Raw genomic sequence first — 20,261 nt, forward strand, 5'->3', positions numbered from 1 at the left:
CGCAAGAAGCCAGGGGGCGTGCTTTCGTATGTCGGATATCGATGCGGTTGAGAGAGATGATGCAATATGGAATCTCTATAGTGGAGTAGGTCCTGGTGACACACTACAACAAGGCGACTTAATTAAGTTTTCTAAGGAAAGCTGCCCAGACAGATATGGCATCGTTGTCACAGCAGACTGCGACTTAGATAAAAAGAAGCACTCGCGTCTTGTAACTTTGGTGCCGCTCCTTTCTGTAGAGGAGGTCATATGTCAATGTCTGTCATATGACACATTTGAGAACTATGGGTCCAAACTTCAAGAATTTTGCAGGCAGTCGCTGACGATTGATGTTGCTGCAGCAGATAGTCAGTTTTTGGCAAGAATTAAGTCGCGATTGCTAATAAACGACATCGTGGATCGAAACGTTGAATTGACTGCGCGTGTGCTTGTACACGAACATGTTGATATCACAATCTCAGATATGCGACTAATTTTGGAGTCGTCAGGTGTACTTTGGGCAAAAGTAATTGATAGGCTCCGCAATCAAGTTAAAGCGCGAGGGGACTTGCTTGTTCTGTCGAGTCCGCCGCTTACTGCGGCATCGGCAAGTGTCGCTTGGCTCAGGCCAATGTGGCAAGAACAAGTTTCATCAATTGCACTACGAACGTCGGAGTCAGCATCAAGGGTTGGGTTAAGAGTCGCTCAGCTCAATTCGCCATTTCGCTACAGGCTTACGCAAATGCTTGGCCAAGTATTTGCTGACATCGGGTTACCCGACATCCCTACCGCTTCTGTTGATGCGGTTTTCACAGGACTGAATACTTAGTATGGAAAAGTTCATCTTCCTTAGTGAAAGCGCGATCGATGTAATTGTGAGTGGAAAGCATGCTCGCGATTCAAAGATTCCAGCGACAACTTTGCCAGGCTTGCGATCAAAGAATATAGGCGCTGACGTGCTGGCGTTTGCTACCGGACGAGAGCATGAGGGGGAATTTTGCGCGCTTATAGATATTGCTTCTCTGAAAGCCTTGAAGGGCGATATTGACGCGGCCTACACAAGAATTGCGCGTGTGCTTAAATCGGCCGCTAAGCCACCTGTTCATTTGCCGCGCGGCTGGGCGGAATTTCACTTTAAGAGCAGGCTTGCGTTCTTCGCTGTTGGCGAGGATGAAGGTAATCAAAGGTGGTTGGCAGATATTGATAGCGGCGCCAAATTAGTCCGCTTCTTGGGGTTAACTGATGATCGGCGTCGCATCGATCTCAAGGATTGGGTGCCGCCAGTTACGCCAGACATTATTGGCTACAGTGCCTGGGTTGAGGTTGTTAGGACCAGTTTGGCAGAAGAGGCCAAGGTCGATAGTTTTGCCGAACAAGTTGATTTAGAAGCTATTGGCAGTGACGCGGTCGTTCAGGGATATTCGTATGAATATTGGTTGACGATATTAAAAGCAGAGCAAGAGCGGATAGTGAATGGACCGCTTGATGCGTCTGTCCGAGTAATTGGTCCGGCTGGTAGTGGTAAAACCCTGACGCTGTGCATGCGCGCGATTCGGCTGTCGCGAGATGAAAGCGTGATTGGAGGAAGAAAGAAGATTCTTATCGTAACGCACAGTTGGGCTATGACTGAGCGTATTGATGGTATCTTGCACTCGTTAAATGATGGTCGTCCAACTCCATCAATTTCTGTTCTTCCGTTGCTTTATATACTACAGACCCATGCAGGAAATGTTGGTCAAATGGCCAGTGCGGTACTGGGTGAGGACAGTGCGGATGGACAGCGTAGGGTAATGGAATTGCTTGACCGCTTCTTGGGTGAAGTGGGGGCAAAGATCGGCACCTCTTCTCGCGCGCTAATGTCGCCGCACATTGTTCACGCAATTGACGCTAATCAAGGCTCGTTAGCAAGAAACGAACTTGTTCTCGATCTTTACGAGGAGGTAATAGGCATATTATCTCCACAGGGAGTAATGCCAGGGGATAGCGACCGGGTTGCGGAGTACTTGATAGCACCTCGCGATGAGACAATGCCGCCATTTTTTACACGTACGGATCGTGAGCTTTGTCTACGAGTTTTCGAACGATTGATGGAGCAGCTGGTTGATCTTGGTGCGATTACAACTGATCAACTAGTACTAGATTGCATTCGAGTGTTCGAAACGTTTTCGTGGAATGTGAAACGCGAGACGGATGGTTACGATTACATTCTTATTGATGAGTTGCAGCTTTTTGATGCCCAAGAGCGTCTTGCGGTATCGCTGCTATCGCGAGCGAAACCGGGAATGGTCTTCCTTTCAGTTGAAGATCCATCTCAAGGTATGTTTTCTGCTGTTAATGATCGTTCCGAGGCGCTCCGAGCAAAGGATCGTGTTTATCTTGAGGAGACGCATCGTTTCCGGGCTGGGCTGTTCGAATTTATAAGCTACTTATATGGCCGGTTTCCACTTAATGCAGCCGCGATTAAGGTCGCTCGTTCCGACTCTAAGGTCCGCAAACCCCGAGTTGTCCAGCTGTCTGGTGACGAGGCAATCACTCGGTTTTGCGTTGAAAAAGCCAAAGAAGTGGCTGCTTCAAAAGAGAAGGGGCGCAGGGTCTGTGTGGTATGTGTTAGCGCGGCGGAGGGCGCTATATTTACGGGAATCAAGAATGCTGGGTTGCCGGTAATCAGACTCGAGAGTTTTGACGACGTAGAGCTTCTGAGCTATCAGCGCCGGGCCGCGGTGGTGTCGTCTTGGCAGTTCATCGGCGGCACTCAATTCTCGGATGTTGTTCTTGTCGTTTCTGGGCTTGTTCGTGCGACTAATGCTCATGCAAAGCTTAGAGAACTGACTGCGATCTATCTCGGAGCAAGTCGAGCAAGTTCTGTGCTCGATATTGTGTGTGACACGCGAATTCCTGATGTTTTGCAGTCTGCTATCAAGGAGCGGCTTGTCACAAAGTCATAAAAAGGAAAATGAGGGGTCAGATTCGTTTAATTTTAGTAAATAGATGAACTCTCCGCTTTTCCTTATCCGTGTGATGAGAACGTAATGTTCGAGGCGTTTCAAATCGCGAATATGCAATACCACGGTGAATCTGGGATTACCCAGCGGTGCATCGATGCGGTGGTTCGTATTCTTCAGGCGGGAGAGTGGGTCACAAAAGCCATTCTTCTGACCCATGAACACGATCACTGCCTCTATCTTCAGTTGGCTGAGCATGAGGATATTCTCGTCCGTCCTGGGTTCACGTCTGGGTATGAGGGGGAAGGGCCGGCGGGACTCGCCATTGTTCTTCTGTTGTTGAAAGACCATTGCATCGAGGTTGAAGAGGTACTTGTCAGTGCGCGGTTCATGCGTCGTGCTGCCGAGAGTCGGCTCACTCGAGCTGATGCCGTCAGAATCGACGGCCGTCGAGCTATCCGTCCGTATCGGTTGAGCGACTACACCTGGAAGGTATTAGATGCCCGAGGCGGGGGGCGTGCTTGCACTCGGAAGCAATATTCCTTGCTGCCGCCGTTCGGGCTATTGGATCCACGTTTGTGGGATCTGGCGTTGTTGCTGGAGTCAGACCCCGATGCTGCAATCTCCAAAGCATTTCGTCTGCTCGAAGAGACTGTAGTTCGCCGTTGTGGTTTCTCGGGCCTATTCGGCCGGAAGGTATTCGAGAAAGCGTTCCTGCGAGACGACTCACCGCTCACGTGGCAAGCATTGAATCCCGGTGAGGTCAGAGGGCGCGCGGAGTTGTTCACTGGAGCGTTCTCGGCACACCGTAATCCGCGCGCTCATCGCCGAATTGATGACGACCGAGCGTGCTCTCTTCGAGAGTTTCTTTTGGTGAATGAGTTGTTCTTGCTGGAATCCGAAGCCGTTGCTCGCGCAGAGAGCTAGCCGCTTCACAACTAGCCGGAGAGGGCTCTGACCTGCTTTGATTGGGCCGACCGTAGTGCGAGTACGGGCAGATGCTGCGGCAGCACCAGGTACTCGCTCTTGTGTATCGACTTGGCACGTATGGCGGCGATCCGTGAAAACCAGCGTGACGCTATCTGCTTTTCAGATATCTGAAATGAAGAGATAGATTCCGTAGGCGCGGACGGCCATGTCCGCAATATCGCCGGAGGAGGGATGCCATGACACACGATCGCCTTGTTTTCGGAGTCACCATCGACCAGATCGACGAGCTAAGCACTCTGCTCCGGACGATCACAGCCAATGGCGACGCGATGACGTTCTGCGATACGGAGAACTTGCAGCCCCAGAGCGTATCGACGCTGGGGGAGGCTATCCTCGACTCAGCGCTTGCCGTGCGGAATATTCTCGATCAGGTCAACGAGCAGAGGCTCGAACAGGAACGGGCATCTGGCTAACCGGGTTGGCTACCTCACGCTGACCCGAAAGCCTCTTCCTTCGCCAAAGACTAGTGATCATCGTTAGTCATCCTCCTGTGGTTCGGCCTTGTCGGCCCTACGACAGGAAGACGAACGGGGCCATCGAAAGTCGACATCGATCACTTGCTCGTCGCCTCGGCACGCTTTCGATCCCATCGCCCGGATCAGGCCACGCCAATCAAAACCCCACCGGCCGCTCCCCGGCCACCGCCACCTTCGCCTCCAACGCGCGCCCAACGCGGCCCAGCGTGCCTTCGTCGAACAGCCGGCCGATCAGGGTCACGCCGTAGGGCACGCGGTGCGGCTTGGCCAGCTTCGGCAGCGGGTGTTTCGGGTCGGGTGCCCAGTCGCTGCGTACCTGGCTCACTTCCACGAAGCCGGTGCGCAGGGTGAGCGAGGGCTGGCCGGACATGTTGGAGATCACCATCATCTCGTCGCGCAGCGAGGGCACCAGCAGCAGGTCCACCTCGGCCATCACGCGCTCCATCTCCCTGGCCACCTTGCGGCGCAGGCGGTCGGCCTGCACGAAGTCCACGGCGGAGAGGAAGCGCGCTTCGCGGAACAGGTTGGGCCAGGCATCCGGGGTCTGCATGGGCAGCTGGTCGGCGGCGCCGGAGAGTGTGAGTTCCTCGAAGGCCGCCGCAGCCTCGGCGAACAGCAGCAGGTTGAGGTCGTCGTACGGCCAGTCGGGCAGGGACACTTCGGTGGGCACCAGGCCGAGCGCGCGCAGTTGGGCTAGCGCGGCGCGGTCCAGCTCGGTGGCCGATGCTTCCTTCATCCAGCCGGGGAAGTAGCCGACTTTCAGGCCCTTGATCGGGGCGGCGGCATCGTAGTCCAGGTGCGCGGCCACGCTGGCGCTGTCGCCCGGATCGGTGCCGCGGATGGCGTTGAGCACCAGCAGGGTGTCCTCCACCGAGCGGGCGATGGGGCCGAGCTTGTCCATCGTCCAGCACAAGGTCATGGCGCCGGTGCGCGGCACGCGGCCGTAGGTGGGGCGCAGGCCGGTGGTGCCGCAGCGCATGCATGGGCTGATGATGCTGCCCTGGGTTTCGCTGCCGATGGCGAACGCCACCAGGCCGGCCGCGGTGGCCGAGGCCGGCCCGGCGCTGGAGCCGGAGGCGCCTTCCTGCAGCAGCCAGGGGTTCATGGTCTGGCCGCCGAACCAGATGTCGTTGAGCGCCAGCGCGCCCAGGCTCAGCTTGGCCACCAGCACGGCGCCGGCCTCGTTGAGCTTGCGGGTGACCGCGCCGTCGTCCTTCGGCATGCGGTGGCGGAACGGTTCGGCGCCGTAGGTGGTGGCGATGCCGGCGGTGTCGAGCAGGTCCTTCGCGCCCCACGGGATGCCGTGCAGCGGGCCGCGGTAGTGGCCGGCGGCGATCTCCTTGTCGGCCTGCGCGGCCTGCGCCAGCGCGTGCTCTTCGCACAGCGTGATGACGCAGCGCAACTGCGGGTCGAAACGCTTCAGGCGTTCAAGATAGATCTTCGTCAGGCGGGAGGAGGTGAGCTTGCGTGCGCGGATCCACGTGCCGAGCTGTGCGACGGAGGCGAAGGCGATGTCCTCGTCCTTCGCCGGCAGCGGCGTGGCCGCCACCTTGGACGGCACGAAGCGATCGTGCGCGGGCCCGACGTGCGCGCGGCCCATCGCCGGGAACCAGGTGGTGGCTGGCGCCAGCCCGTCTTCCAGCGCCACCTTGCGCGGGCCGGTGCGGCGCTCCAGCAGCGCGGCCATGGAGGTGGGCCAGTTGGCCACAGCCATCTCGCGCTGCGCCTCGGTCATGCTCACCTGCGCCAGCTTCTCCGCCTCGACAAAGGTGGCCGTGCTCAACTTCGGCCCCACCGGCGGCGCGGTGTCGAAGGCGCCGGGCGAACCGGGCGGCGGCGTGCCGGGGGCGGGGTTTTCCCCCGTCTGCGCCAACGCGCTGCCAGCCACCATGGCACCCAGCAGGCCAAGCGGCGCCTGGGTCAGGAAATCGCGACGAGTCTTCATGGTTCTCCCCGATACGCCCCGCAGCGGGAGCGTGTTGCTGTCGAATCCGGCGAGGATGCGGCCTGCGCCGCACCCCGAGCATTCCGGGCGCGCCGGAATGGCGGCCCACTGTGAACCAGCCTCGGTGCGGGCACAACTTGGCTTGGGGGAACTCTGATTTTGCCCGTCATTCCAGCGAAGACTGGGATGACGGGCAAGAAGCCGATTGATCAGACCTTCCCCAAGCAAACAGGGATCAGCGTAGCCCTTCCTGCGAATCGTTGGGGCGGCGCGATAGGTGTCGGTTTTCTTCGGCCCCGTGGTTCGCCCAAGCGTGGCTGCGATGGTCAGGCCGAAGCGTTTCGGCGTGGCGATATCTGGAATAGCCCGATAAGTTCGGCAGGGACGGATAGCCATGTCCGCCAGCTCGCCGGAGGAGGGATGCCATGACGCTCGATCGCCTTGTTTTCGGAGTCACCATCGACCAGATCGACGAGCAGAGGCTCGAACAGGAACGGGCGTCAGAGGTTCGTCCTTGATCACCGAGCGCTCAGAACGGGTGCTGCCGGTAAAACCGTTCGATCTGCTGATAGACGTCCGGCAAATGCTGGCGCAAGGTTGCCGGAACGGGCTCTGCCCCGCTTTGATTGAAAGCCTGCAATCGGCAGCCTTAGTATGTGTTGACGACTGCCGTGTCGTTACTTCAGGAGAGGGTCCATGGACACTCTGCGGCGTTCATCGGCTTGGGTGGCTTGGCGTCGCCCTGCGGTACGGTTTTTCCTCTGCACGGCTCTGCTGATCGGCATCGCCACCCTCGGTGCGAGCTGCGGTAGCGACAACACGGCGACGAATACCACCGATCCCCACTGGGTCCAGCAAGCCACGCCGCCATCCAGGGTGGCGGTGGTCTTCGTCCACGGTCTGTTCGGCGATACGGACGGCACCTGGACGAACGCCAACGGGAAAAGCTTCTTCACGCTGCTGAAGTCCGCGCCCGGCGTCGGCAACCAGGTCGATGTCTTTGCGTTCGGATTCACGTCCAACAAGCTGAAGGGCGGCTCGCTCGATATCCGTGAGGCGGCGAACATGCTGGAGCAGTCGCTGCAGTACAACGGCGTGTGGAACTATCCGACCGTCGTGTTCGTCGCCCACAGCATGGGCGGACTGATCGCGATGCGCGAGATGATCGACAACCCGTCGCACCGGGACAAGGTGCCACTCATGGTGTTCTATGCAACACCACAGGAGGGTTCGCAGATCACCGCCGTCGCCCAGCACGTGGTCAACAACCCGGCCGTCAAGCAGATGCTGATGGCGGACCAGAACGACTTTCTGCAATTGCTCAGCGACGAATGGGGGCGGCTGTCGGACCAGGACAAGCCGAGCATCATCTGCGCTTACGAAACGGCGCCGTTGGCTCGCGTCATGATCGTCCCATGGTCCAGCGCCACCCGGTTCTGCAAGGACGTGCCCACCGCCATCGAGGGCACCGACCATCTCACCATCGTCAAGCCGGATCGGCTGGCACATCCGTCGGTGGTGGTCCTGGTCAATGCCCTCAACAAGTATGTCTTCGGCAGCTCCAGCCAACCCCTGCTCTCGACACCGGACTTCCAGCCCGAGGGTGCGCACTGGACGTACGAACTCACCGATCCGAACGGCAAGAACGGCGCGCGCCTGATCAACACCGGCGCGCGCAAGCTCAACTACACCATCGGGCAGATTTCGGACCCTCATCTCATCGTGCTGCCCGACGACACGCCCAAGGACATTCCCGCACAGCACAGTGACGACCTGAAACTGGTGCTCATGCGCGGCCCGCTGCAAAAGGAATACCACTTCACGCTCAGCGTGCCTCCGCTGGATGATCGACTCATCGTGGTACACATCAAGGACGTGGAAGGTGTGCAGGCCAAGCAGGACGCCGTGGTACGCCAGGTGACGGCGCAGGTGACCGATTACCTGTCGTCATCCGACAACATCGCCGAGCTGAATCGGCTGCCGAGGGAACAGCAGTTCGCGAAAATCGCCGATGTTGCCGGCGAATCGGTTGCCCGCACGGCGCCGGAACTTCCGTCCGCGGCGAAATGGGTGCTGACGGCGGATGCGCTCGCCTCGCTGGGGCTGCTCACTCCGGCGAACACCGCACTGCAGAACGCGCAGCAGGCGTCCCCGCGCATCGTCAGTACGCAGGGCGCCCAAATGGTCGCCAATGTGATTTCCGCAAAGTCGGGCGTGCCGAATGTCTTGCGAGACCCGAGGCTGGAACTGCCGACGAGCGAACCAGGGCAGATGGTCAGCGCAGACATGACGCATGTCAGGGTAACCATTTCGTCCGTGACCAGACCCAAGGGGCTGGGCGTCGATGATTTGCATGCCTGGTCGGACCTGTCCTCCAAGATGCAGGCCGTACCCGCGCTGAAGGCGTACGGCTTGGGCATGAAAGGCGACACGCTATGGGCGCAAGGTGACGTCGCGGCCGCCAAGGACGCGTACCAGAAAGCCAGCAGCATCCAGCCCACACCGTGGACCGACAAGAAACTTGAAGCGGTCAAATTGGACGAAGGGAGGCTGGGTCACTGACCCCGCAGCCGGCATGTCGATCGTATCCACGGCAGCCGGACGGAGGACCTGCGTCCCTGAGGTTTCTCCCAAAAAGGGGACGGAAGGAATTAAATTGCAATAATTGCCTCCGTCCCCTTTGTCGTGTGTCTTCTCCTTCACCCTGCAGCTTTGAACATGTCGTCGAGGCGGGTGTAGCTGTGCTCCATGCCGTCGGTCATGCCGGTGGAGACCGCGTCTTCACGCGCTTGCTTCGAAGCGAACGTCAGATTGCAGACGAGCGTAGTGACGCCGTTCTGCTCGCTGAGTTCGAGTGACACGATGCATGGATCGCCCGCTGGCATGGCGAAGTCCATATCGCCCGGGTCGTAATATTGTTCGTGGACCAGCTTCGACGGGTCGTCGACTTCGGTGAAGGTGCCGAGGAAGCCGAATCCCTTGCCGTCTTCGCGGCTTCTCCACTGCCATCTGTATTTGCCGCCGACGCGGACATCCATGTCGCACACCGGCATATCCCAGCCGTCATAACCCTGCCATTTCCGCACGAGTTCGGGGCGGGTATGCGCATCCCACACCAATTGGCGGGGCGCGTTGAAGGTACGCGTGACGCGGACTTCGCGATCACTGGGAAGTGTCACTTCTGCGGGCTTGGGCATGGTCTTCTCCTTGGTGTTTCATCGTGATGGCGCGCCGCCATGAGGATGAACGGGCGAACAGCGCGCCGACATGTGCGCGCTATTTTTTTGCTCGTTTGCGCCCGGACGGTTTGGCCTGGAGTTGCTCGATCAACGCATCGAGGCGCTGGTAGCTCTGTTCAAAGATCTCGCGGTAACGTTCGATCCAATCCACGGCCTCTTGCAATCGCTTCGGTTCCAGTTTGCGTGGACGCCGTTGCGCATCGACGTCCATCGAGATGAGGCCGGCGCGCTCAAGCACTTTCAGATGTTTGGAGATGGCTGGCTGGCTCATCTCGAACGGCTCGGCGAGTTCCGTCACCGTGGCCTCTCCCGTGGCCAACCGCGCCAGGATGGCGCGGCGGGTGGGGTCGGCCAGAGCGGCGAAGGTGAGGTTGAGACGTTCCGAGGTTTGCATAGCCGTCCAGTTTCATAACTGATAGGTAATATACATAGACGGGAACAGGCCGGTCAAGACCTTTGCGAAGAGGAGTCCGAAAAAGCCGGGCCAACTCAGACCCCTTTGTTTTGCGGGACGTCTTCGATCAGGTCGAAGAACAAAGGCTCTGAACAAGAACGAGAGGAGCCAACCGGGTCAGGTTTCGACAGTGCTCAGTGCAAAGCTGACCAGGTCAGAACCCCGTGCAGGCGTGGTTCGCAGCGGCTGACGCGATGAAGGGCGATGACTGGTGCGCCGGAAGTGGCTCTGACCTGCTTGGATCGAGCGGTTATGGAAGGGGCGCCTCAGCGAGCCATGCCTTCCTGGACGGACAGGTTTCCATGGCGCGCTTGTAGCCTTCGCGCGCGCTGGTGCGGGCCATATAGGACTGTTCCGCTTCGCCGAGGGTGGCGCCTCCAGCTCGTTGGGCGAGCTCCAACGCGTAGGTCACTGAAATGTCCGCAGCCGTGAAGGTCTCGCCGGCAAGATAGGGCGTGCGTGCAAGCTGCCGAGTCACCAATGTCAGCCGGCTTTCGAAAACGCTTAGTGCCTGGTCGGCACTCCAGTTCTGCCGCTCGGACTCCGGCGCAAAATGGCGGGCGCCAACCACGAAGTAGATGGAGGCCGCGAGACCGGCTTCGCCGAGGTGGAGAAACTGCTGGTAGGCGGGGAAGGCAGGATCGAGCGGGTCGGGCGCGAGCGGTGTCGGCCCGTAGCGGGCCATCAGGTACTCCATGATCGCAATGGACTCGACCATCGTGACGTCGCCGTCCCGAATCGCCGGAATGAAACCGGCAGGGTTGATGGCCAGGAACTCCGCGTCCTTCTCGACACCGGCCAGAAGATCCACCGGCCTCAGCCGGTACGCAAGCCCCATCTCTTCCAGCAGCCAGACGACCCGGAAGCCTCTTCCTTCACCAAAGACGGTGATCATCTTCGCAGTCCTTTTAGATTCGGCCCTGTCGGCCCCACATCGGAAAGACGAATGGGAACATCGAAAATCGACGTCGCTGGCGAGAAGAAAAGGCAGAAGAAAAGGGGACGGAGGAAATTAAGTCGAGGCTGGGCTCAGAGTGGGCTTGCTCAAGAAAGGCGAATCCAACCTTTGCCGCGCTGATATATCAACCCGTCATACTTGCCTCAACCCAGGAGCAAGTATGGAAACGATCCACGTAGTGCAGCCCTTCGACCGGGTGAAGAATGGCCTGAAACCAGGCCAGGTCCTGCAGTTCAAAACGGCTGATGAGGCAGCGCGCAGGGCAGGGCTGCTGGCTGACAAGCATGCCGGCGTCGTCGCCTACAGCATGGACGTGGACGAAGAGAGCGGAGAGTACGGCACGCCGCGAGTGCTGTTCGAGTCGGGGGACGTACCAGAGCTTTGATCGGCCGAAAAACAAGATCAGGTTCACTTGATTCCGTGCCGGCACAACGCGGTCGGGGCACTCAGGGGGCAGCTATCATGGCGTCATGTCCAAGCTGCTCATGAACCTGCGTAACGTGCCCGATGACGAGGCCGACGATGTGCGCGCGATGCTCGACGCGCAGCGGATCGCGTTCTACGAAACCCGACCCAGCATGTGGGGTGTCTCGGCTGGGGGAATCTGGGTCACCGAAGACGCGGTCTTCGCAGACGCCAGGCGCGCGATGGACGACTACCAGCAGCAGCGCGCGGCCCGTGCCCGTGCCGAATACGCCGCTGCCAGGCGCGCAGGCACCGCAGCGACGTTCATCACGTTGCTTCGTGCAGACCCGGTGCGCGTCGTGATGAGCGTGTTGGGCATCCTCTTCGCGTTGGGCCTGGTGACGGTTCCGTACTTCCTGTTGCGCGGGTAGGGCCGCAAGCCGCAACTATCGGCGCCAGAGCCCTTTCCGAGAGATGGCTCAGTCGCTGATGCGCCGCCAAACCGAAATAGGCACGTTGCCGTCCGGACGCGGCGGCACCCGGTAGCTGAGCGTGTCGCCGCGCAACTCGAAGGCGCGGCTTTGCTCCTGCCCCTCCCAATTGGGGAAGGATGCGCCTTCGATATGGAACACCAGTTGGTGCCGGACTGGTTCGACCGCAAGCGTGCCGTAGTGGGTGCTCGCGCCCATCACGGCTTCCCGGTATTCCTGCGCGCTGGCCTTGGCCTTGTCCGGGTTGGCGAAGCGCGGGCGGTCGGCGCGGAAAAGCTGCAGCGAGTAGTGCCCCTTGCGGTCGATCAGCAGCAGGCCCTTGGGCGCATCACCATAGTCGTGCGAGCGCGAGCCGTCCGGATGCAGCACGTCGGCCGCTACCAGGGTCCAGGTTCCGGCCAGCGAGACATCGCCACGGGTGTCGGCCGCTCTGGCGCCCGAGGACAAGGCCAGGCCGGGCAGCAGACAGGCGATGGCGGCAAGGCGGGGGAATAGGCGGTGCAGGTTCATGGGGTTTCCTCTTTCGAATCGGGTGGCGCGCTCATGGGTGAGGCCTCACCGATCGTAGGACTTGCCGATACGCGAAAAAACCGAATAATTCGAGGGCAACACTTTCGAATTGCTTACCGATGCCGCTTCCCAATCTCGACATGGACGCATTGCGCAGCCTGGTGGCGATCCTGCACCTGGGCGGGCTGGCCCGTGCCGCGGAGCGGATCGGGCGCTCGCCCTCGGCGATCAGCCAGCAGATGCGCAAGCTGGAGTTGCAGTTGGGCGAACCGCTGTTCCGCAAGCAGGGCCGCCGCGTGGTGTTGACCGAGGCGGGCGACCGGGTACACGCCTACGCATGCCGCATCCTGGAACTCAACGATGAAGCGGTCCACGCCGTGCGCGGTGCGGCGATCGACGGCACGGTGCGCTTCGGCCTGCCGGGCGATTTCGCCGAGTCCTGGTTGCCGGTGGCGTTGGGGCAGTTCCGGAAGGCCTACCCGGCCGTGCGGGTGGATGTGCTGGTCGAACCCAACCGCCTGCTGCTCGAACGGCTCGACCGCGGCGAGCTCGACCTGGTGCTTGCCATGAACCAGGGCGGTCGCGCGGACGCCGAGCGCCTGGCCACGCTGCCGATGACCTGGATCGGACCGGCAGGAACGGGCGAGGTCGTGCGGCCGGATGCAGTGCTGGATCTGGCGCTCTACCAGCCGCCGTGTTTCTTCCGTCAGGCGGGTACGGCCGCACTGGACCGGGCCGGCATCGCCTGGCGGCCGGCTTTCGTCACCGCCAGCCTGCACAGCCTGTGGGCCGGCGTGGCCGCGGGCCTGGGCATCACCGTGCGCACGGGCGCTGACCTGCCACGCTCGCTGATGCGCCTGGATGAACGTCACGGCCTGCCGCCGCTACCGGGCGTGGACCTGTGCCTGCATACCGCCGCTGGCCCCATGTCGGTGGCGCTGACACACCTGCGGCAAGCGGTGAGGGAGCAGGCACGGACGCATCTGGGCCTGGCGGGAAACCGGGGAAACCGGGACGGAAACCTCAGGGTCAGAGTGCACTTTTTCTGAACGTCGACTCTGCCTGTTTTTGGCCCGCGATCTTCGATGACGTTTCCTTGTTCAAGTCCACGACCCACGCGAAACCTGCGCATATCGTCAGCGCATGTTGCGGCCAAGCACACTGGCAGGTTCTTTCGTGCGGGATTGCCGTGCCCGGGAGCCGGCCCGGAGGAGGCAGGATGCGGTTCGCTCGACTTTCTCCGTTCCGTGTTCCCGTCGCCGGGACAGCAGATGACCTTCCCGACCTCGCCGGCTCCGGATATTGCCGGTTCGCGGCGCCCCATTGACAGCCAATAGTTGTTAATCAACAATAGTTGTATGAATACAACTATAAGCGATGCCCGGCGCGCCAATGCCCATCCCAACCTCATCCTCGGCATCTGCTGCCTCAGTCTGTTGATGGTCGCCATGGATGCCACCATCGTCAACGTGGCGCTGCCCTCGATCCGGCGCGATCTCGCCGCATCCGTATCGGGGCTGCAGTGGGTCATCGATGCCTACACGATGGTCGTGGCGAGCCTGCTGATGCTGGCCGGCTCGATGGCCGACCGCTTCGGCCGCCGGCGCGTGTTTCAGCTGGGTATGGCGCTGTTCCTGCTGGGCTCGCTGCTGTGCAGCGTGGCGCCGGACATCCATGGCCTGGTCGCGTTCCGCATCCTACAGGCGCTGGGTGCGACGATGCTGAACCCGGTGGCCATGTCGATCATCGCCAACACGTTCACCGAACCCAGGGCGCGCGCACGGGCCATCGGCGTATGGGGCGCGGTGGCGGGCGTAGCGATGGCGCTGGGGCCGGTGATCGGCGGCGCGCTCACCGAAAGCATCGGCTGGCGCTCCATCTTCTGGGTCAACCTGCCCATCGGTGCGGCGGCGATGCTGCTTGCCGCGCGCTACATTCCCGAGTCCAGGGCGCCGCGCGCGCGGCGCGTCGATCCGCTGGGACAACTGCTGGTGCTCGTCATTCTCGCCGCGGTCACCTATGCGGTGATCGAAGGCCCGCATGATGGCTGGGGCTCGATCACGATCATCGGCCTGTTCGCCGCCGCGGCGCTCTCGCTGGTCGCGCTGCTGGTTTACGAGCCGCGCCGGCACGAGCCGCTGATCGACGTGCGGTTTTTCCGCAGCGCGCCGTTCAGCAGCGCGACCCTGATCGCGATATGCAGCTTCTCGGCGTTCTCCGGCTTCCTGTTCCTCAATGCGCTGTACCTGCAGGAGGTGCGCGGCCTGTCGGCCTTCCATACCGGCTTGTGCACCCTGCCGCTGGCACTGGCGACGATTCTCTGCTCGCCGCTCTCCGGTCGGCTGGTCGGCAGCTACGGCACGCTGCCTTCGCTGCTGGCCTCGGGCACCGCCACGGCCGTCAGCGCATTGATGATGACGCAGCTGACGGCCACTACGCCGTTGCCCTTCCTGCTGCTGACCTACGCGATCTTCGGGATCGGCTTCGGCATGGTGAACGCGCCGATCACCCACACGGCCGTCTCAGGTATGCCCAAGGCGCAGGCAGGTCTTGCCGCGGCGGTGGCGTCCACCAGCCGGCAGATCGGCGCCTCGCTCGGCGTGGCGCTGGCCGGCACCATCCTGGCGGGGCATGTGCGCAACGGCTTCGCCGAGGCGACGCATCCGTTCTGGTGGATCATCACCGGCGGCGGCGTCACCGTGCTGTTTCTGGCGTGGCTGTCCACCACACGCTGGGCGCGGGACACCACGCGGCACGCCGCGCATCTGCTGGAAGAAGCGCCCGCGGGAGCTCCCGCGTGATGGCGCCGGCACGACGCGGCAGCGAAGCGGACGAACTTTGGCAGATGATGGTCGGCCTGGTCTGGGAAACCCGTGGCGAATGGCGCCGGAAAGTCAGCGAGGTCACCGGGCTGCCCTTCAGCCGTACACGCGTGCTGCGGCGGTTGTTCGATGCGCCGATGACCCTGACCCAGCTGGCCGAGGCGACCGGTAGCGATGCGCCCGCCACCACCGTTGCGGTGAACGATCTTGAACATCGCGGCTTGGTCGAGCGCTACCCGCACCCGGACAACAAGCGCGCCAAGCTCGTATCGGTCACGCCGGCTGGCCGGCAGATGATCGAACTGGTGCGGCGTACCGTGCGCGACGACGCGCCGCCGGGTGTGAACGATCTATCCAAGACCGACCTCGCCCACCTGCGCCGCATCCTGGAGCGGATCGATCGCACCGGGCGCTGACGGCCAGCTGGAAAGAGGGGAGCCGCGGAGAAAGCGGGACGGGGAAAGTACGGCATGGGCGCAAGCCTGAGCGCGCGGCCTGGCTAACGGACGGCGCGCGCGCCGGTCTCGATCACGTGGGCCACGGCGCGGGGGCGGGCGACGAAAACCAGATGCCCGCCTTCGAGCACGGTCACTTTCGAGCCCGCGCGTTTGGCCATCCGCTGCGCGGTGGCGGGGTCGAGCTCACGGTCCCCGGTGGCCACGATCGCGTAGCTCGGCTTGTCGTGCCACGCGGCGGCCGGCAGCCGGGTGCCGAAGGCGCCGCCGAACACACGATGCTTACGCTCGCGCTGGAAGGCGAAAAAAGGTGCCGGGGACGGGGGCAGGGATCAGGGTTCAGAATCAGAGTGCACTTTCCCCGGAAGTCGTCCCCGTACAGTGCTACCTGTCGCACCCGCAGTCGTTCATTCTCGAGCACCGAGCGCTCAGAACGGGTGCTGCCGGTAAAACTGCTCGAGTTGGCGATAGACGTCCGGCAGATGTTCGCGCAAGGTCGCCGGTGTCTCGAAAAATTGCTCGCTGGCCACCGCAAAGAACTCGGCCGGGCTTTCCAGCGCATACGGGTCGATCGGCAACTCGGCCCCGTTGCGTTGATCTTCCTGCAGGCGATCCCACGCGCTCGAGAAGACCCGCGACCACACGCGGCGGTCCATGCGCCGGTGCAAGGGCGGAAAGCCGTTGGCGTCGCCGTTGAGCATGTCGAGCTTGTGTGCCATTTCGTGGATGACCACGTTGTGCCCCGGTTTCTTCCCTGTATTCAGCACATCCGCCCACGACAGGATCACCGGCCCACGCCCCCATGCCTCACCGGCCATCACGTTGCTGGTCTGATGCACAACTCCCGCTGCATCCGTTTGCGGGCGACGTGGAATGAACGCGTCCGGGTACACGATGATGCTGTGCCAACCGTCGTACCAATCAAGGCCCAGTTTCAGGATGGGTAGGCAGGCATGCGCCGCAAGCAAGACACGATCGGCGTCGTCAAGTTGCAACCCCTTGGCCGGCTCCAGCGACTTGCTCTCCAGGAACAGCGTTGCCAGCACGCGCAGCGTGGCCTGGTCGGAAGCGCCCAGCCGGTGCGCTGCGGGACAGCGCTGCAACGCGTCTCGCCACAGCGATTCGACGATCGGGTGCCGCGCGACGATGCGTCGGACGCGCCAGTTTCTGATTTTGTCGAACATGGCCACATGCTGGAGTGAGTCACAAGCTCAAGAGCATCTGGGCCGAAGTGCGCTTTCTCAAGGAAGCAGCACATATGCAGCCTGCACCGAAGCGCAAGAGCGTCATATCGAACTTCATCCGATGGGCGCGTGGATGGGATCCGTTGCTGACCCGGCAGCCGGAGTACCCCGCGCCGGGCGCCCACCCTGCAGCTCGCGTCTTGGTGGTATCAGGCCCTGCATCCATGCGCGGCAAACCCCGCCCATGCATCCGGGCGGGGTCTGCGTCGTGTCAGATGCCGTTGACGCGGGCGGCAGCTCTCATGATCACGTTGGCTACTGCGGTCGGGTGCGACACCATCGATACGTGGCTGGCATCGGGAATCATCGTGACCTGCGCCCCGATCCGCTTCGCTTCGCCCAGTTGGAACGCGGGCGGGATGATCTGATCCGCGCTGCCCACCACGAAGTACGATGGTTTGCTCTTCCAGGCGGCGTGGCTCACCTTGTCGTCCAGTACATGGGCGAAGATCGGTCCCTGCGAAGTGGCCATGACCCTCGCTTCGCCGGCCGGCACATCGGGTGCGAAATTGGCGAGGTAGACGCTGCTGCGAAGCGTCAGATATCCCGCGTCGTCCTTGATGATCCCGGCCTGCCAGGCGCCGGCCGGATAGGGCTTGGTGAGATCGTCGATCGACTCGTTGTCGCCCGGAGCGAACGCATCGACGTAGACCAGGTCGACGACCTTGGCGCTGGTTCCGGCCTCGGTGATGACGACGCCGCCGTATGAGTGGCCGACGAGGATCACCGGGCCCGCCTGGGCCTCGACGGCGCGGCGGACGATGGCGGCGTCTTCGCCCAGCGAAGCACGCTGCAACTGCACGGACACCACCTTCAAGCCATGCCGCTGCAGCAGCGGCGTGACCCCGGCCCAGCTTGAACCATCGGCCCAGGCGCCGTGTACCAGCACGGCCGTGGTGGGTGTCGGCAGAGCGCTGGCGGCGGGGCCGGCATGGCCCGTTGCCATCGCGGCGGAGGAGGCGACGATACCGGCGGCAAGCAGGGCGCGGCCCAGCAATTTGTGGAACAGGGAAGTCATGTCGTTCTCCTTAGCGGGCGGCGTGGTCGATGGCGGTGAGCAGACCGGGCATGCCGGTCTGGTCGGTGGGAGTCGGAATCAAATCGTTCAATGCTTTCATGTCATGCTCCTGGGGTAGGGTTTGTGGGGCTGAAAACCACAAGCCAAAGGATGGGACGCAGTGCCATGAGCAGCCATATCCGACAGACCGCATTGCTTGGCCGATCGTCCGGAAAAGTGCCGGACTATGGGATGGCGGCCACCCGCGCCGACGTGTTGTCCCAGGTGCTGACTCTGATCCGGCTTCGCGGCGAGCTGGTGTATTCCGCGCGGCTGCGGGCGCCGTGGAGCATCGCTTTCCCCAAGGGGGCAGCGCATTTCTATTACGCCGAGGCCGGCACGATGTGGGTCAGGGCCGAAGGCGCCGAGCCACTGGCCGTGGGCCAGGGCGACATGCTGCTGCTGCCGCATGGCACCGGCCACCTGATCTGCGACGACCCGGCCACGCCGCCGGCGGAAATCGACAGCCTCATCGGCGAACACTTCGATCGCGACAAGTCGGTGCTCGATTACGGCGGCGACGGCGCGCCGACCCGCATCGTCGGCGGCCTGTTCCATTTCGAAGGGGGATCGCTGGCCGCCATCATCGCGGCCTTGCCGCTGGTGGTGCACATCCCCAGCGAAGAGGGCAGGACGCCGGACTGGCTGCACGCGCTGACCCATTTCCTGGTCAAGGAATCGCACGAGGTCGAACCCGGCTCGTCGCTGATGATTTCACGGCTGATCGATTTGCTGGTAATCCGCACGCTGCGCACCTGGGCCGCCAGCCAGACCCACCCACGCAGCTGGGTCGGCGCGCTGAGCGACGAACGCATCGGTCACGCGCTGAGCGCCATCCACGCCGCGCCCTATCATCACTGGACCGTGGAAGGACTGGCCGGCATCGCCACGATGTCGCGCTCGATTTTCGCCGAGCGCTTTGTCGCGCGGGTCGGCGAGGCACCGCTGCAGTACGTCAAGCGGCTGAAGCTGACGCTGGCGGCGGACATGCTCGCCAGCGGCGGCCTGCGCGTCACCCAGGTGGCCGATCGCACCGGTTACGCATCGGACGCGGCCTTCAGCCGTGCCTTCAAGGCGCAGTTCGGCTATGCGCCGAGCGAGGCCAGCCGGCGTCGGGACGGTTCCGCCGTCGACGCCGCGAGTAAAGGGGACGGCTAATCAAGGTTTGTCCTTCGCGCGGGCCAGTCTTGGCCGCTCACGCGGGCGGCAGGTGGCAGGGCCCGAGGTGGTCTGGCAAGGCACGGTTCCAGCGCGAGATAGACGCGACGATCGCCCGCTGCGCCGATGTCTGCGCAGCTCATCGGTCACGGCAGAGGAAGCGCTGCAGAAATCGACGCTGGCCCCGTTTGATCGCGGGGTATTCTGGTCACTCGTTGAGCCCCGAGTTTTTCGTGGAGATTTCGAGCATGAAGTATCTGTCGGTCTTTGCCGCCACGTTCCTGCTTCTCGCCAGCGTTGCAGGCGCGTTGCACGCCACAGGTCAGGCCGCGACCTCCATCTCCGCCACGGCGGCGTCCGTCGCCATCAATCCGCTCTACACCGTGCCGCCGACGTCGGTCACTGCCGAGCAGGTGGCATCCATGCAGCAGCTGTTGTCGGACTGGCCGCAACTGGGCTGTTACCGCGATGACAACGCGCAGCTGCCGGCGCCCGCGCCTGGCGGGGCGCGCGTGGTGTTTTTCGGAGACTCCATCACGGATGCGTGGGGGCGCACCAAGGGCACCCGGTTCTTTCCCGGGAAGCCGTACATCAATCGCGGCATATCGGGGCAGACCACGGCGCAGATGCTGCTGCGTTTCCGGCAGGACGTGATCGAGCTTCATCCCGCGGCGGTGGTCATTCTCGCCGGCACCAACGACATTGCGGGCAATACGGGGCTCGCCACGTTGCCGATGATCGAGGACAACTTTCGTTCAATGACGGAGCTGGCGCAGGCCAACCACATCCGGGTCATTCTCGCGACCGTGTTGCCGGTCAGCGACTATCCCCGGCAACCGGGGTTGCAGCCGGCGAACAAGGTTCGCGCGCTCAACGCCTGGCTCAAGTCCTACGCCGCGTCGAGTGGCGCGACCTACCTCGACTACTACAGCGCACTGAGCAACGTGCGGGGCGGCATGGATTCCCGCCTGGCCAGCGACGGCGTACACCCGACGCCCGCGGGTTACGCGATCATGGCACCGCTGGCCCAGCAGGCCATCGAACGCACGCTGGCGAAGTAACGCCTGGCTCGGGCATCGATACCGCGGCTGTTGCGCCTCGCGCCATGGCGAGCCGCTGCCATTTCCCGCCGGCCA

Annotated in this window: 20 protein-coding genes; 12 read left to right on the forward strand and 8 right to left on the reverse strand. The window is 62.3% G+C overall.

Annotated features, from left to right (window positions below; genetic code table 11):
- Nucleotides 1-28: 28 nt before the first annotated feature.
- The 4 genes from EAH75_RS00480 (at nucleotide 29) to EAH75_RS00495 (ending at nucleotide 4,324) form a co-directional block, all read left to right on the forward strand.
- A complete protein-coding gene (locus EAH75_RS00480; protein ID WP_140803629.1) occupies nucleotides 29-808 on the forward strand; it encodes a hypothetical protein in 780 nt (259 codons plus the stop codon).
- A gap of 1 nt (nucleotide 809) precedes the next feature.
- Nucleotides 810-2,924 (forward strand): UvrD-helicase domain-containing protein, encoded by a 2,115-nt coding sequence (locus EAH75_RS00485; RefSeq protein WP_140803631.1) that lies wholly within the window; start codon nucleotides 810-812, stop codon nucleotides 2,922-2,924.
- Nucleotides 2,925-3,008: 84 nt separating this feature from the next.
- Nucleotides 3,009-3,848: a TIGR02391 family protein gene (locus tag EAH75_RS00490; RefSeq protein WP_140803633.1), complete on the forward strand. Its 840-nt coding sequence runs from the start codon at nucleotides 3,009-3,011 to the stop codon at nucleotides 3,846-3,848.
- A 239-nt stretch (nucleotides 3,849-4,087) separates the two neighbouring features.
- Entirely contained in the window at nucleotides 4,088-4,324 is a 237-nt protein-coding gene (locus tag EAH75_RS00495; protein WP_140803635.1) for a hypothetical protein, read from the forward strand.
- Nucleotides 4,325-4,523: 199 nt separating this feature from the next.
- On the opposite strand, the gene EAH75_RS00500 is transcribed toward EAH75_RS00495, so the two are convergent.
- Nucleotides 4,524-6,332 (reverse strand): amidase, encoded by a 1,809-nt coding sequence (locus tag EAH75_RS00500; RefSeq protein ID WP_140803637.1) that lies wholly within the window; start codon nucleotides 6,330-6,332, stop codon nucleotides 4,524-4,526.
- A 696-nt stretch (nucleotides 6,333-7,028) separates the two neighbouring features.
- On the opposite strand from EAH75_RS00500, the gene EAH75_RS00505 reads away from it, so the two are divergent.
- Nucleotides 7,029-8,894 (forward strand): esterase/lipase family protein, encoded by a 1,866-nt coding sequence (locus tag EAH75_RS00505; RefSeq protein ID WP_140803639.1) that lies wholly within the window; start codon nucleotides 7,029-7,031, stop codon nucleotides 8,892-8,894.
- 137 nt (nucleotides 8,895-9,031) lie between these two features.
- Here EAH75_RS00505 and EAH75_RS00510 read toward each other — a convergent pair whose 3' ends face one another.
- The 3 genes from EAH75_RS00510 to EAH75_RS00520 form a co-directional block, all read right to left on the reverse strand.
- A complete protein-coding gene (locus tag EAH75_RS00510; protein ID WP_140803641.1) occupies nucleotides 9,032-9,529 on the reverse strand; it encodes an SRPBCC family protein in 498 nt (165 codons plus the stop codon).
- Nucleotides 9,530-9,608: 79 nt separating this feature from the next.
- Nucleotides 9,609-9,965: an ArsR/SmtB family transcription factor gene (locus EAH75_RS00515; RefSeq protein ID WP_077445046.1), complete on the reverse strand. Its 357-nt coding sequence runs from the start codon at nucleotides 9,963-9,965 to the stop codon at nucleotides 9,609-9,611.
- A 310-nt stretch (nucleotides 9,966-10,275) separates the two neighbouring features.
- A complete protein-coding gene (locus EAH75_RS00520) occupies nucleotides 10,276-10,920 on the reverse strand; it encodes a glutathione S-transferase family protein (protein ID WP_140803643.1) in 645 nt (214 codons plus the stop codon).
- A gap of 223 nt (nucleotides 10,921-11,143) precedes the next feature.
- On the opposite strand from EAH75_RS00520, the gene EAH75_RS00525 reads away from it, so the two are divergent.
- Nucleotides 11,144-11,368, forward strand: a complete 225-nt coding sequence (locus EAH75_RS00525) for a hypothetical protein (RefSeq protein ID WP_140803645.1) — start codon at nucleotides 11,144-11,146, stop codon at nucleotides 11,366-11,368.
- Nucleotides 11,369-11,453: 85 nt separating this feature from the next.
- A complete protein-coding gene (locus EAH75_RS00530) occupies nucleotides 11,454-11,819 on the forward strand; it encodes a DUF6164 family protein (RefSeq protein WP_140803647.1) in 366 nt (121 codons plus the stop codon).
- A 48-nt stretch (nucleotides 11,820-11,867) separates the two neighbouring features.
- Here EAH75_RS00530 and EAH75_RS00535 read toward each other — a convergent pair whose 3' ends face one another.
- Nucleotides 11,868-12,389, reverse strand: a complete 522-nt coding sequence (locus EAH75_RS00535; RefSeq protein WP_140803649.1) for a lipocalin-like domain-containing protein — start codon at nucleotides 12,387-12,389, stop codon at nucleotides 11,868-11,870.
- A gap of 119 nt (nucleotides 12,390-12,508) precedes the next feature.
- Between EAH75_RS00535 and EAH75_RS00540 the strand changes: the two genes are divergently transcribed.
- From EAH75_RS00540 to EAH75_RS00550, 3 genes are all read left to right on the forward strand, one after another.
- Nucleotides 12,509-13,438, forward strand: coding sequence for a LysR substrate-binding domain-containing protein (locus EAH75_RS00540; RefSeq protein ID WP_140652529.1), 930 nt, complete (start codon nucleotides 12,509-12,511; stop codon nucleotides 13,436-13,438).
- Between the two features lie 309 nt (nucleotides 13,439-13,747).
- Nucleotides 13,748-15,190, forward strand: a complete 1,443-nt coding sequence (locus EAH75_RS00545; RefSeq protein WP_140803651.1) for an MFS transporter — start codon at nucleotides 13,748-13,750, stop codon at nucleotides 15,188-15,190.
- Entirely contained in the window at nucleotides 15,190-15,627 is a 438-nt protein-coding gene (locus EAH75_RS00550; RefSeq protein WP_140803653.1) for a MarR family winged helix-turn-helix transcriptional regulator, read from the forward strand. The genes EAH75_RS00545 and EAH75_RS00550 overlap by 1 nt, the downstream gene beginning before the upstream one ends.
- A gap of 83 nt (nucleotides 15,628-15,710) precedes the next feature.
- Here EAH75_RS00550 and EAH75_RS00555 read toward each other — a convergent pair whose 3' ends face one another.
- From EAH75_RS00555 to EAH75_RS00565, 3 genes are all read right to left on the reverse strand, one after another.
- Entirely contained in the window at nucleotides 15,711-15,941 is a 231-nt protein-coding gene (locus EAH75_RS00555) for an alpha/beta fold hydrolase (protein ID WP_241668842.1), read from the reverse strand.
- Between the two features lie 153 nt (nucleotides 15,942-16,094).
- Nucleotides 16,095-16,850: a zinc-dependent peptidase gene (locus EAH75_RS00560; RefSeq protein WP_140803657.1), complete on the reverse strand. Its 756-nt coding sequence runs from the start codon at nucleotides 16,848-16,850 to the stop codon at nucleotides 16,095-16,097.
- 271 nt (nucleotides 16,851-17,121) lie between these two features.
- Nucleotides 17,122-17,928 (reverse strand): alpha/beta fold hydrolase, encoded by an 807-nt coding sequence (locus EAH75_RS00565; protein ID WP_140803659.1) that lies wholly within the window; start codon nucleotides 17,926-17,928, stop codon nucleotides 17,122-17,124.
- Between the two features lie 165 nt (nucleotides 17,929-18,093).
- Between EAH75_RS00565 and EAH75_RS00570 the strand changes: the two genes are divergently transcribed.
- Nucleotides 18,094-19,125, forward strand: coding sequence for an AraC family transcriptional regulator (locus EAH75_RS00570; protein ID WP_161596209.1), 1,032 nt, complete (start codon nucleotides 18,094-18,096; stop codon nucleotides 19,123-19,125).
- A 248-nt stretch (nucleotides 19,126-19,373) separates the two neighbouring features.
- Nucleotides 19,374-20,186 carry an SGNH/GDSL hydrolase family protein gene (locus tag EAH75_RS00575; RefSeq protein WP_140803661.1) on the forward strand — a complete coding sequence of 271 codons (813 nt, stop codon included), beginning with the start codon at nucleotides 19,374-19,376 and terminating at the stop codon, nucleotides 20,184-20,186.
- The last annotated feature ends 75 nt before the right edge of the window (nucleotides 20,187-20,261 follow it).

The sequence above is a fragment of the Rhodanobacter glycinis genome (genome assembly GCF_006438785.1).
GTDB classification, from domain to species: domain Bacteria; phylum Pseudomonadota; class Gammaproteobacteria; order Xanthomonadales; family Rhodanobacteraceae; genus Rhodanobacter; species Rhodanobacter glycinis_A.